The organism is Sphingobacterium lactis (assembly GCF_051951495.1).
Taxonomy (GTDB): domain Bacteria; phylum Bacteroidota; class Bacteroidia; order Sphingobacteriales; family Sphingobacteriaceae; genus Sphingobacterium; species Sphingobacterium lactis_A.
Genome location: NZ_JBNHAS010000002.1, coordinates 910,051 through 923,071 on the forward strand (window position 1 = coordinate 910,051; position 13,021 = coordinate 923,071).

Genomic DNA, 13,021 nt, shown 5'->3' on the forward strand with positions numbered 1-13,021 from the left:
ACGAATGAAGATACAATTCATGACCGTATGCTCGGCGGCTCTGTTATTCGGAGCCTGCACGAGCAAATTGGCTCCAGTTGCAGACAATGCTGTAAAACCTAGTATTGTGACTGAGCAGGTGCCAAATGACACCGATGACCCAGCCATCTGGGTTAACCCAAATGATAGCACTCAAGTGATGGTGATCGGTACGGACAAGCACGAAAAGACTGGTGGACTTTATGCCTTCGATATGGATGGCAAGATCATCAACAAAGTGACACCTTTGGATCGTCCAAATAATGTGGATATTGCCAATGGCATGAACATCGGCGGAAAGATTCAAGATATCGCTGTGTTAACCGAGCGTGGAACGAATATGATTCGCGTATTTAGCTTGCCAGACCTAAAGCCATTGGATAATGGTGGTATTCCAGTATTTGAAGGTGAAACAGAGCGCTCGCCGATGGGGATTGCTTTGTACACCCAAAAGGATTCTACCGGCAATAAAATCTTTGCTGTAGTAGGTCGTAAAACTGCAGGTCCAGACAATTACCTGTTCCAATATGAGCTTTTTGAAGATGCTGGTCAGGTAAAAGGGAAGAAAGTACGTGCCTTTGGAAAATTCCAGGGAGGCAAGGAAATTGAAGCCATAGCCGTAGATAATGAACTTGGTTATATCTATTATTCTGATGAAGGTTTTGGTATTCATAAGTATTACGCTGATCCTTCTAAAGGAAATGAAGAATTGGCACTTTTTGGTCAGAAGGATTTTAAATCAGATCACGAAGGGATTGCACTATACAAGAGTAGCGACAGCACAGGGTATATCGTAATCTCGAATCAACAAAATAATTCTTTTAATATTTATCCACGAGAAGGAGCGCAAGGCAAACCTCATCAACATGATCGTGTAGCAGAAGTTCCTGTTTCAGCGATCGAATGTGACGGTGCTGATGCGATTTCAATGCCGATAGGAACAAAATTTCCTAAAGGTATGTTAGTTGCCATGAGTAATGGTCGTGTATTCCATTACTATGATTGGCAAATCTTCCAGGATAGTATTACTAAGAAATAAAGGCAATACTCACTTGGTTAGGGTATTTTAACCGTTAATAACTGAAAGGCGGTGCTTTGCACCGCTTTTTTTTTTGTTTAGACGACAGACGACAGACATCAGACAACAGACATCAGATTTAAGACAATGCTTATCGGTGCTTCAACCGTTTTATATTATGAAATTAAATCTTGTGTTAAATAAGATTTGTATAGTTTGAAGATCTTTCACCGAAGGTGAAAGATGACGTTTTTGTGGATTGGTAATGAAGGTTTTTAGCGGTCGATGCATGCATCGACCCTACATAAAACGGTTAATTTCAGAATGATTTTTTCCGCCATATCCGCCATAACTGTAGGGTCGAAGCATGCTTCGACCGTTTAAAAAAATGTTTTCGATTCTTGTATTAAATAGGATTGACAAAGTTTAAAGATCTTTCACCTTCGGTGAAAGATGACGGGCGATTGTTGGGGAATGGAGACTCTTCGCTTCGCTCTGAGTTGTAAATGGAGAATCTAATATCCCGCCAATAGGTCTAAATACTATGTACTTATTACTAAATACCGCTTTTTATTTCGGGCAGACATTCCGCTGCGCTTAGTACTGCCCCTACGCTGGGCGGCTAATAGCAAACTGTCTAGATAGCGCGTTTGGTAGGGGCGGTACTGAGTGAGTTTAGGGGTTTAACCCCGACCAAAACGAACGGAATGTCCGCCCGTTTTTTTGAAGATAAAAGATTATTAACGTTAGAAAACAAGCCCTACAAACCTTCTTTTTTACACATCCTATCTAATAGCGAAGCGGTCTCATATCTCATGTCTAACAGCGCAGCGGTCTCAATTACATTGCCCCTGGAGATACCATCTGCATTAGAATAGCGGTTAACCATCCTGCATAGGTTCCTATGGCGTATCCAAATACAGCAAGGATTACACCTACAGAGATTAGGGATGGGTGAAATGCTGCAGAGGTAACCGATGCTGAGGCAACTCCTCCCACATTAGCCATACTTCCAACAGCGAAGTAAAAGAATGGCACCTTGAATAATTTTCCTACAATCAATAATAGAATTGCGTGTACTGACATCCATATTAAACCAACAACCAATAAACCTGGATTGTCTAGAATGGCGGTAATGTCCATTTGCATTCCGATAGTGGTAATCAATACGTATAAGAATACAGTTGCGACCTTGGAAGCGCCTACGTATTCTAATTTCTTTGCCGGAGTAAAGGAAAGGATAATTCCGATGACAGATGCAAAGAAAATCACCCAGAAGAAAGTACTAGTTAACGAGAATTTGGCAAGTTCTGGAAAGTTCGTTCCCATATAAGCTGCCAATGGTCCAGCTAACATAGCCGCTAAAGCAGTACCCCCAAAAGCTAAAGCAATAATGTACATTAAATCTTTCGTTTCAGGATTGCGGCTGTTAGCTTTTACTTTTGCATCCATTTTTTCCTTCAAAGCTTCAACATCAGAAGACTCCGCATTAAAGAATTTGTCGAATTTTTTGGACTTGCTTGCTCCATATAATAGGAAGGCCATCCATATATAGGCCACAAATACATCTACGGCAATAATTGAAGAAAAGACCTTAGGCGAAGGTTGCAAGATCTCTTTTAAGGCTACCTGATTGGCACTTCCGCCAATCCATGAACCTGCAAGAGAACCTAATCCTTTCCATACCTCATCAGGTGCAGCACCACCTACAACTTCTGGTGCAACCAATGCTGTAAGATAAACGGCTAATGGACCACCAATCACAATACCTATCGTTCCGGTGATAAACATTAATCCGGCACGTTTTCGTAGGGCCCACATTTCTTTTAAATCCAGGTTCAATACAAACAAAATCAAACAGGCAGGAAGCAAGTAATTACTGCCAACACCAGTAAGCGGAGAGTTTGCACCATCGATAATATGTAATGAATTTAATACACCAGGTAAAAAATAACATAACAATAGTGGCGGGATAATATTGTAAAATCCTTTTACATATTTATTGGATAAGTTCGAGGTATAGAAGACTAAACCAAGAATGACCATAAGCAGTCCCAGTACAACAGAAGTGTTACTTACCAAAGGGAGGGTTTCGGTTTCGGTTATTTGCATAAAAATGTAATAATTGTTAATTTGCTGTGAAAATAACTATTTCCATTGACTATTTTTCGTTTTTACCCAAAATAGGAAATGAATAGATCAATCTAAATCGCAATAATAAATACGTAATGGACCGTAGAGATTTTATTAAGAGTAGTGGTATCCTTCTAGGTGCTACGACTTTAGATGTGCCCGAACCAATGGGTGCAAAGAAAACCATCAAAGTAGGTTTGGTGGGCTGTGGCGGTCGGGGGACCGGAGCAGCATTTCAAGCTTTGAACGCAGACCCCGATGTGGAAATCGTGGCATTGGCGGATATATTCCAAACACAATTAGATACCGCATTAGCTAGTCTTAAAGAAGCCCACAAGGATCGTGTAAAAGTAACAGAGAAACGACAGTATGTGGGTTTCGATGCGTATAAGAAATTAATTTCCAGCGATGTGGATGTGGTATTGTTGGCTACACCACCATGCTTTAGACCTGACCAATTGAGTTTTGCAATTCAAAAAGGGAAGCATGTTTTTTGTGAAAAACCAATGGCGGTAGATATACCTGGCGTACATAAAGTTCGCGAGGCTGTAAAACTTGCTAAGGAGAAGAAGCTGAATCTAGTTTCTGGTTTTTGTTTTCGTTATACCAATCCGAATAGGGAATTGGCGAAACAAATTCACGGAGGTGCAATTGGCGATATATTTTCCATTAGTACATTCCGCTTAGGAGGCGAATTAACTGAAAAGCCTAGACAGGCAAATTGGTCAGATTTGGATTACCAATTGCACAATTGGTATTATTACCAACGTTACTCTGGGGATATCATCGTTGAACAAACGGTACATAGCATTGACTTTATGAGTTGGATGTTGAACCGTGGGCTTCCAAAATTTGTATCGGGCACCGGAGGTCGTCAAAGTAGACCTTGGGACAAGTTTGGAAATGTTTTCGATCATTTCGCTATTGAATTTGATTACGGGGATGGCGTGAAGGGATTCCACTTTGGTCGCCAACAGAACGGTACCCAGCCGAGAAATACAGTTGAAGCTGTTGGCAGCAAAGGTGCTATGAAAGTTGGGATTTTAAGTAGTTATGAGATTTTTGGGCAGAACCCTTGGAAGTTTGCTGGAAAGACAGATAATATGTATCAAACTCAACATAATGAATTGTTTGCTGCCATTCGCAATAAACAAGTGATCAATGATGGGGATTTTATGGCAGATTCTACTTTACTAGCTATCTGGGGTAGGGAAGCTGCTTATGCTGGGAAAATCATCAGTTTAGATGAGATTGAGAATTCCACGAAAGTTTATGGTCCAAGTATTGACGAGTACAATTGGGAAATGCCAATTGATAAGGCATTAATTCCAAGACCAGGATTAGCTACCTAAGTTATTGTCAGAATAGAAAATGAGTCAACGAATTAAGATTTTAGTGGTTGGTTGTGGTAACATGGGAGCTTCTCATGCGAAAGCATACCACGATATGGATGCGTTTGAAATTGTGGGTTTGGTTTCCCGTGGTGCAAGTAAGGAAAAGTTAAATAACCAATTGGGTGCTGATTATGCCTTGTTTTCCGATTATGCGGAGGGCTTAGCTACTACTAACCCCGATGCGGTTTGTATCTCAACCTATCCGGATACCCATGAAACCTATGCTATAATGGCCTTTGAGGCTGGAGCACATGTTTTCATAGAAAAGCCATTAGCAGATACTGTATTAGGTGCTCAAAAGGTAATTGAAGCAGCCAATAAGGCGAATAAAAAATTGGTAGTTGGCTACATCCTTCGTCAACACCCATCGTGGATAAAGTTTATTGAAGTGAGCAGAACCTTAGGTTATCCTTTGGTGATGCGTATGAATCTTAATCAACAGAGCCATGGATATATGTGGGATGTGCATCGCAATTTGATGCAGAGTTTAAGTCCGATTGTTGACTGTGGTGTTCATTATATCGATGTGATGTGCCAGATGACTGATGCCAAACCGATCAGTGTTTCCGCTATTGGCGCTAGATTATCTGATGATATTCCGGCAGACAATTACAATTACGGGCAATTGCAGATTCGTTTTGATGATGGAAGTGTGGGCTGGTATGAAGCGGGTTGGGGACCGATGATCAGTGAGACCGCCTTTTTTGTCAAAGATGTCATTGGACCTAAAGGATGTGTATCCATCGTAGCCAATGATGCCGGAAAAGCCGGTAATTCGGATTCAGTAGAATCGCATACTAAAACGGAATCGTTGAAAGTTCATTTTGCAGACATTAACCAAGAAAATGAGTTTATTAAAAAAGATGAGTGGATCGACCTAAACGACGAACCTGACCATCAAGAATTATGTAACCGAGAGCAACGCTTCTTTTTAAAGGCTATAGCGGAAGATTTAGACTTATCGAAGTCTATGCAAGATGCCTTAAATAGTCTTCGGATAGCGATTGCTTGCGATGAATCGGTGAAAACCGGTCAAATTATGAAATTATAATCATGTTAAAACGCTTTCTATTAATTTGTTTTGTAGGAGTAAACTGCCTAGTTTATGGACAAAACAAAAAACCTAATATTATTTTTATCCTGGCAGATGACTTAGGTTATGCCGATGTTGGTGCTTATGGTCAAGAGAAAATCTTGACGCCAAATATTGATGAACTTGCTAAGAACGGCAAGCTCTACACGGACTTTTATGCTGGTGCACCGGTTTGTGCGCCTTCAAGGTCGTCCTTAATGACAGGGCAACATACCGGTCATACCTATATCCGTGGAAATAAAGAAATAGTACCTGAGGGACAGGAACCTTTGGCAGCGAATATTGAAACCTTTGTACAGAACCTAAAAGCCGCAGGTTATAAAACTGGTGCCTTTGGTAAGTGGGGGTTAGGAATGGTCGGTACTACTGGTGATCCACTAAAAAAAGGGTTCGATGTCTTCTATGGTTACAATTGCCAAAGACAATCACACCGTTACTATCCAACGCATCTGTGGGATGATGAGAAAAGGATTGATCTTGAGGGAAATGATTTGGCGCATACCAATATTTATGCTCCGGATTTGATTCAGGAAAAGACATTACAATTTATTCATAATAATCCAGATGGTCCATTCTTTATGTATGTTCCATCGGTTTTGCCACATGCGGAATTGATCGTTCCTAATGACGATATCTTTAAAATGTATGACGGTAAATTTGAGGAAAAACCATTCAAAGGCAATGATTATGGTCCCAATGCAGGGGTTGGTTATACTTCTCAAGCTAAGCCACATGCAACTTATGCCGCTATGGTTACTCGCCTTGACAAACATGTTGGACAAATTGTTGATGCTTTAAAGGAGGAAGGGATTTTGGATAATACCATTATTCTTTTCACTTCTGACAATGGTTCGCACCGTGAGGGTGGAGCAGATCCGGAATTCTTCAATAGCTCAGGTCCTTTCCGTGGTAATAAGCGTGATGTTTATGAAGGTGGAGTTCGCACACCAATGATTATACAATGGCCAGCGAAAGTGAAAGCGGACACCCGTAGTAACCATATTGCTGCATTTTGGGATGTTGCGCCTACCTTATTGCAGTTAGCAGGTGCCAAAGGCATGAAACAGACGGATGGTATCAGCTTTGTGCCAAGCTTACTAGAAAAAGGAAAACAAAAAGAGCATGAATACTTATACTGGGAATTCCACGAAGGAGGCGGTAAGCAAGGTCTCCGTATGGGTGACTACAAGGCAATTCGCCTAAAAGCAAAAGGAAATCCTGATGCCCCAATTGCTATATATCATTTACCATCGGACATCGCTGAGAAAAATGATATCGCTGCTCAACATCCTGAGCTTGTGAAAAAAGCCAAGAAAATCATGTCTGAAGGTAGAACAGAAAGCGCGGTATTTGACTGGTAGAAGGAGACCGCTGCGCTATTAGATGTGAGAAGTGAGATCGCTTCGCTGCCAGATATGAGATATGAGATCGCTTCGCTGTTAGATAGGAAGTGTGATAATGGTGTTTTGTAGGGTCGAAGCATGCTTCGACCGCATGTCACTAATCGATCTATAAATTATTACTTCTTTCCAGGTAGCACCTAAGGTAGGGGCGGTACTGAGTGAGTTTGAGGGAAGGGGATTTATCCCCGACGAAGACGAACGGTATGTCCGCCCGATACAAAAATGGTTTAAAGGATTTATTGGATAGGGAAAAAGAAGAAGATTGGTGGATTGCGGGCGATGCATGCATCGCCCCTACAAACATTCGTGAAAATATTGGCAATTAATTCCCTAACTGTAGGGTCGAAGCATGCTTCGACCGTTTATAAAGATCTATAAAAACTAGCCCGCCAATAGGTCTAACTACTCTGTACTAAATACTAAATACTATAAAAAGCGGTCTCATATCTCTCCTACGGTATATTCAAATACTTATGCGTCTGCAAGGAGATTTCCCATCTTGGGTTATCTTTTACATAATCAATGATTAGTGGGGTCATTTCTGCTGCTTTGGACCATTCTGGTTGCAGATATAGCTTGCAGTTGGCACTCACGAATTTGGCATGTTCTTCTGCCCATTCGAAATCGCTTTTATTGAAGACGATGACTTTCAATTCGCCTGCTGCACTGAGGACATCTTGTCTAGGACCTTTGAACTTCTTAGGAGAAAGACAGATCCAATCCCAGTAACCCGACAGAGGATATGCACCTGAGGTTTCTAAGAAGATTTTGATTCCTGCTTCCTTAAGCTTTTGGGTTAGGTAGGTTAAATTATACAATAGAGGTTCACCTCCAGTAATCACCACTGTTTTTGCAGGATGCTGTTTGGCATGCTCTACAATTTCTTCCGCAGAAGTCAATGGATGGAGTTCGGCATCCCAGCTTTCTTTTACATCGCACCAATGGCAACCAACATCACAACCTCCTAAGCGGATGAAATATGCTGCTTTTCCAGTATGATATCCCTCGCCCTGTATCGTGTAAAACTCCTCCATTAATGGAAGAAAACTGCCGTCTTCTGGAACTTGATTTGCCATAGTATTGATAATTTGCTGCAAAGTTAGGGATAAGTCTTGATAATTAAGTAACATCTCCACTTTTGACTGTTGGTTGTGCATGGTTGGCTTTTATTCTTAGCCAATAAAAAAGGCCTTCAGCCTATCGAAATAAAAGATTTGAGGTTTGTCTTCCAGTTCTCGAGAAATTGAATTATGAGCGTGTTCGATTTCATTTTGCCATAAAAATTTCGTATTTTTGTACCTCGATTAATTAAGGTGATTCCAATTTTCAAGGTACTTGTAGACATTGAAAGGAATCGTGAATTTTAACAAGATGATATCATAATTTGTAGTATGATCAACATTACACTACCTGACGGTTCAGTCCGTCAGTACGAAAAAGGTACCTCTGCGATGCAAGTAGCCTTGTCCATTTCCGAAGGTTTAGCGCGTAACGTATTGGCGGCTGAGGTAAATGGCGAAGTATGGGATGCTTCACGTCCAATTGAAAACGACTCTTCTGTAAAATTGTTGACCTGGAATGACGATAAAGGAAAAAACACCTTTTGGCACTCTTCAGCTCACTTGTTAGCAGAAGCTTTAGAAGCATTATATCCAGGGATTAAATTTGGTATTGGTCCTGCCATCGAAACGGGTTTCTACTATGATGTAGATTTCGGAGATCGTGAATTCTCTTCTGATGATTTTAAACAAATCGAAGATAAGATGGTGGAATTGGCTAAGCAAAAGGAGGTTTTCGAACGTAAAGCCGTTTCTAAAGCTGATGCCTTAGCATACTTTACCGAAAAGGGTGATGAGTACAAACTGGATCTTATCAAAGATCTAGAAGATGGAAAAATTACCTTCTATACACAAGGGAATTTCACTGACTTATGTCGTGGACCGCATATCCCGAATACAGGTGTAATTAAAGCTGTGAAGTTAACTAACGTTGCTGGTGCTTACTGGCGCGGTGATGAGACTCGCAAGCAATTAACTCGTATTTATGGGGTTACTTTCCCTAAAGCTTCCGAATTGACTGAATATTTAAAGTTCATTGAAGAAGCTAAAAAACGCGATCACCGTAAATTGGGTCGTGAATTGGAATTGTTCGCATTCTCTGAGAAGGTAGGAATGGGCTTACCATTATGGTTGCCTAAAGGAACTGCCTTGAGACAGAAGTTACAAGACTTTTTGCAACGTGCGCAGATTAAAGCGGGCTATGAGCCTGTAATTACGCCGCATATTGGTCATAAGCAATTGTACATCACTTCAGGTCACTATGAGAAATATGGTGCGGATTCTTTCCAACCGATAAAAACACCGGTTGATGGTGAGGAGTTCTTGTTAAAACCAATGAACTGTCCACATCACTGTGAGATTTATAAAACGAAACCTCGCTCGTATAAGGAACTTCCAGTTCGTTTTGCGGAGTTTGGAACAGTTTACCGTTATGAGCAATCTGGTGAACTACATGGATTGACTCGTGTACGTGGGTTTACTCAGGATGATGCGCATTTGTTCTGTCGTCCAGACCAGGTAAAAGAGGAATTCAAGAAGGTAATTGACTTGGTGTTGTATGTGTTTGGAGCTTTGGGTTTCAACGATTTTACAGCACAAGTTTCACTTCGTGATCCGGAAAACAAAACAAAGTATATCGGGTCTGATGAGAATTGGGCATTAGCAGAAGCGGCTATTATCGAGTCTGCTGCTGAAAAAGGCCTGCCAACCGTAGTTGAATATGGCGAGGCAGCGTTTTATGGGCCGAAGTTAGACTTCATGGTGAAGGATGCTTTAGGACGTAAATGGCAATTGGGAACTATTCAGGTAGATTACAATTTGCCAGAGCGTTTTGAGCTGGAATACACTGGTAGTGACAACATGAAGCACCGTCCAGTTATGATTCACCGTGCGCCATTTGGTTCATTGGAACGTTTTGTTGCAGTATTGATCGAACATTGTGGAGGACAATTCCCGTTATGGCTTGCGCCTGAGCAGTTTATCGTCTTACCAGTGTCAGAAAAATATGAAGAATATGCGCAAAAACTTTTGGAATCCCTAAATAATTCCGATATTCGCGGTCTGATTGACTTGCGTGATGAGAAGGTAGGTCGCAAAATACGTGATGCAGAGGTTAAGAAAATCCCTTATATGTTGATCGTAGGCGAGAAGGAGATGGAAAGTGGGGAGATCTCAGTTCGTAAACATGGTGGTCAAGATTTAGGATCAATGTCCGCTACAGAATTTAAAGATTTAATAATAAAAGAAATAACTGTTTAATTTAATTAAGGAAACATTTGGCAAAAAGTAACAATTTCGGCAATAGAGGCCCTATCAGAAAAAAGGAACCTGAGCATCGTATAAACGAGCATATCCGAGTTCCCGAAGTGCGTTTAGTAGGAGACAATGTAGAACAAGGAGTTTTCCCGACTAGACAAGCTTTAGCACTCGCTGATGAATTGGAATTAGATTTGGTGGAAATTTCACCTAATGCGACGCCTCCTGTTTGTAAGATTATCGATTACAGTAAATTCGTATACGAGCAAAAGAAAAAACAAAAGGAAATCAAGGCTAACGCTAAGCAGACCGTGATCAAGGAGATCCGTTTCGGACCTAATACCTCAGAACACGACTTCGAATTCAAATTGAAGCATGCGATGCGTTTCTTGGAAAGCGGTGAGAAAGTACGTGCATATGTACATTTCAAAGGTCGTGCAATCGTGTTTAAAGAACAAGGAGAGATCTTGTTGTTAAGATTCGCACAGGCATTGGAGGAATATGGTAAAGTAGAATTGCTACCTAAATTAGAAGGTAAGCGTATGTTCTTGACCTTGGCACCAAAGACCACCGTTAAAAAATAAGTAGTATCTAACAGATTGATATAAAATTTATAGTATTATGCCAAAAATTAAAACCAATTCCAGCGCGAAGAAACGTTTCAAATTGACTGGAACCGGTAAAATTGCAAGAAAAAATGCTTTCAAAAGCCACATCTTGACTAAGAAAACAACCAAACAAAAACGTAACTTAACACAAACAAGCTATGTTTCTGATGGTGATACAGGCAACGTTAAACGTATGCTAGGTATCGGTAAATAAGTTTTATACAATTTTTTTTAAATAACAATATTTTTAACCGGGTATCGGGTAGTAAGCTTGCTGAAAAACGTAACACCTTATACCAAACTAAAATTTAATAATTATGCCACGTTCGGTTAACGCAGTTGCTTCTAGAAGAAGACGTAAAAGAATCCTTAAATTAGCCAAAGGCTATTACGGATCCCGTAGCAAAGTTTATACTATTGCTAAAAATACAGTAGAAAAAGGTTTACAGTACGCTTACCGCGACCGTAAAACCAAAAAACGCGAGTTTAGAGCTTTATGGATCCAACGTATTAACGCTGGAGCTCGTAAACACGGAATTTCTTATTCTCAGTTGATCGGTAAATTAAACGCTAAAAACGTAGGTTTGAACCGTAAGGTTTTAGCTGACTTAGCTTTAAATAACCCAGATGCTTTCAAAGCAGTTGTAGACGCAGTAAAATAAAGATTTTTTAAACCGCTGTCAATTTGTTAGGTATTCAAAGCCACTCCTGTAAAGGGGTGGCTTTTTGGTTTATAGACCGCTACGCTATTAGATGTGAGATGTGAGATCGCTTCGCTGTTAGATATTAGGTCTGAAAGGGTATAGAGTAAGATCGAAAGAGATAAGGTTTGGGGAAAGGGAGGAAAGTATAGAGATGATGATTAGCCGGAGTATTGGAAATATTATAGCATCAAAAAAAGCTACCTATGGGTAGCTTTTTTGTTTAGTTTGTGTTGATATTTATTCTTTAAAGCTCATTTAAATGTATGTTTTATCTACGGTATTCCTTTTGGATGCTTGTTTAAAATATGGTATAAAAGACTTTAAAAACATTTCAAAATTAATTAAGTAATGTTAATATAATAAGAAATTAAAGTATTCTTAGTGTTAAAGCAGGGTTAACCATAATTATAGAGCTAATTTCATTCAAAAACAGCTATTGGATGTTTAACGATTAGCTAATTCGAAAATAAAAAAAAGATTTTTAAACATCAATGTGTTAAAAATCTTTTTTCTATAAATAGGAGTTATGTGAGTAGAATCGCTATGCTAGGATAATTTTTATTCCTAAATCTTCAATAGCTTTCACAGTAGCTGGGGATACTTTATTATCTGTGATTATATAATCTACATCGACCAATTCGCAGATCTTTCCTAAGCCTCGTTTTCCGAATTTAGAGCTGTCTGCAAGGATGGCCACCTTTTGTGCACTTAATAGCATTTTCTGGTTTAAAGTAGCTTCAGAAAGGTTGCTAATGGAAATCCCGAAATCTAAATCAATTCCATCAGCTCCCAGGAATAAAATGCCACAGGAGATTTCGTCTAATATCCGCATGGCGTACTGTCCAGCCACAGATGATGAGTTTGGACGAATAAGACCTCCTAATTGCAAAACTTCGATATTGATCTTATTGCTGAGTTCTAAGCCTACTTTTAAGGCAGGAGTAATTACTGTTAATCCGTGATTAGATTCCAAGTTTTTCGCCAATGTAAAGACCGTTGTGCCAGAACCGATCATAATGGAGTCATTGTTTTTGATAAGTTTTAAAGCTTCCTGTGCAATGCGTTGTTTCTCATCGCTGTTGATTGATTCCTTGACCAAGATTGGACGATCAATTGCATACGGATTTGTGATGGAAGCACCGCCTTTTATACGAAACAAAAGACTTTTGTCTTCTAATACTTTTAAATCCTTCCGGATAGTAACACTAGAAACTTTCATCGTTTCACATAACCAATCGATACTTATCTTTCCTTTCTCCTTTAGGTTTTTTAGGATGAATTCGTGTCTATCAGTAATATTCATCATAATTAAATTTTAAGTTAATATATTAACAAA

12 protein-coding genes are annotated in these 13,021 nt (G+C 39.9%); 9 read left to right on the forward strand and 3 right to left on the reverse strand.

Going from position 1 to position 13,021, the window contains the following annotated elements; all coding sequences use genetic code 11:
* Positions 1–4: 4 nt before the first annotated feature.
* Positions 5–1,057 carry a phytase gene (locus ACP6L2_RS11615; protein WP_440509416.1) on the forward strand — a complete coding sequence of 351 codons (1,053 nt, stop codon included), beginning with the start codon at positions 5–7 and terminating at the stop codon, positions 1,055–1,057.
* An 819-nt stretch (positions 1,058–1,876) separates the two neighbouring features.
* On the opposite strand, the gene ACP6L2_RS11620 is transcribed toward ACP6L2_RS11615, so the two are convergent.
* Positions 1,877–3,148: a DUF819 family protein gene (locus tag ACP6L2_RS11620; RefSeq protein WP_440509418.1), complete on the reverse strand. Its 1,272-nt coding sequence runs from the start codon at positions 3,146–3,148 to the stop codon at positions 1,877–1,879.
* A 116-nt stretch (positions 3,149–3,264) separates the two neighbouring features.
* Here ACP6L2_RS11620 and ACP6L2_RS11625 point away from each other — a divergent pair, with 116 nt between their 5' ends.
* The 4 genes from ACP6L2_RS11625 (at position 3,265) to ACP6L2_RS11640 (ending at position 7,385) form a co-directional block, all read left to right on the forward strand.
* Positions 3,265–4,521: a Gfo/Idh/MocA family protein gene (locus tag ACP6L2_RS11625; protein WP_440509420.1), complete on the forward strand. Its 1,257-nt coding sequence runs from the start codon at positions 3,265–3,267 to the stop codon at positions 4,519–4,521.
* 19 nt (positions 4,522–4,540) lie between these two features.
* Positions 4,541–5,614, forward strand: a complete 1,074-nt coding sequence (locus ACP6L2_RS11630; protein ID WP_440509422.1) for a Gfo/Idh/MocA family protein — start codon at positions 4,541–4,543, stop codon at positions 5,612–5,614.
* A 2-nt stretch (positions 5,615–5,616) separates the two neighbouring features.
* Positions 5,617–7,017 carry an arylsulfatase gene (locus tag ACP6L2_RS11635; RefSeq protein WP_440509424.1) on the forward strand — a complete coding sequence of 467 codons (1,401 nt, stop codon included), beginning with the start codon at positions 5,617–5,619 and terminating at the stop codon, positions 7,015–7,017.
* A gap of 245 nt (positions 7,018–7,262) precedes the next feature.
* On the forward strand, positions 7,263–7,385 hold the full coding sequence (locus ACP6L2_RS11640) for a hypothetical protein (RefSeq protein WP_440509426.1): 123 nt from the start codon (positions 7,263–7,265) through the stop codon (positions 7,383–7,385).
* Positions 7,386–7,511: 126 nt separating this feature from the next.
* Here the strand turns inward: ACP6L2_RS11640 and ACP6L2_RS11645 are convergent, their stop codons facing one another.
* The gene (locus ACP6L2_RS11645; RefSeq protein WP_440509589.1) at positions 7,512–8,135 is read right to left on the reverse strand and encodes a 7-carboxy-7-deazaguanine synthase QueE; all 624 of its coding nucleotides are present in this window, start codon (positions 8,133–8,135) and stop codon (positions 7,512–7,514) included.
* A gap of 315 nt (positions 8,136–8,450) precedes the next feature.
* On the opposite strand from ACP6L2_RS11645, the gene thrS reads away from it, so the two are divergent.
* From thrS to rplT, 4 genes are all read left to right on the forward strand, one after another.
* Positions 8,451–10,376: a threonine--tRNA ligase gene (thrS, locus tag ACP6L2_RS11650; protein WP_440509428.1), complete on the forward strand. Its 1,926-nt coding sequence runs from the start codon at positions 8,451–8,453 to the stop codon at positions 10,374–10,376.
* 17 nt (positions 10,377–10,393) lie between these two features.
* Positions 10,394–10,957, forward strand: coding sequence for a translation initiation factor IF-3 (infC, locus tag ACP6L2_RS11655; RefSeq protein ID WP_344675966.1), 564 nt, complete (start codon positions 10,394–10,396; stop codon positions 10,955–10,957).
* A gap of 37 nt (positions 10,958–10,994) precedes the next feature.
* Positions 10,995–11,195, forward strand: coding sequence for a 50S ribosomal protein L35 (rpmI, locus tag ACP6L2_RS11660; protein ID WP_344675965.1), 201 nt, complete (start codon positions 10,995–10,997; stop codon positions 11,193–11,195).
* A 103-nt stretch (positions 11,196–11,298) separates the two neighbouring features.
* Positions 11,299–11,643, forward strand: a complete 345-nt coding sequence (rplT, locus tag ACP6L2_RS11665) for a 50S ribosomal protein L20 (protein WP_440509431.1) — start codon at positions 11,299–11,301, stop codon at positions 11,641–11,643.
* 583 nt (positions 11,644–12,226) lie between these two features.
* Here rplT and ACP6L2_RS11670 read toward each other — a convergent pair.
* On the reverse strand, positions 12,227–12,991 hold the full coding sequence (locus ACP6L2_RS11670) for a DeoR/GlpR family DNA-binding transcription regulator (RefSeq protein WP_440509433.1): 765 nt from the start codon (positions 12,989–12,991) through the stop codon (positions 12,227–12,229).
* Positions 12,992–13,021 lie beyond the last annotated feature (30 nt).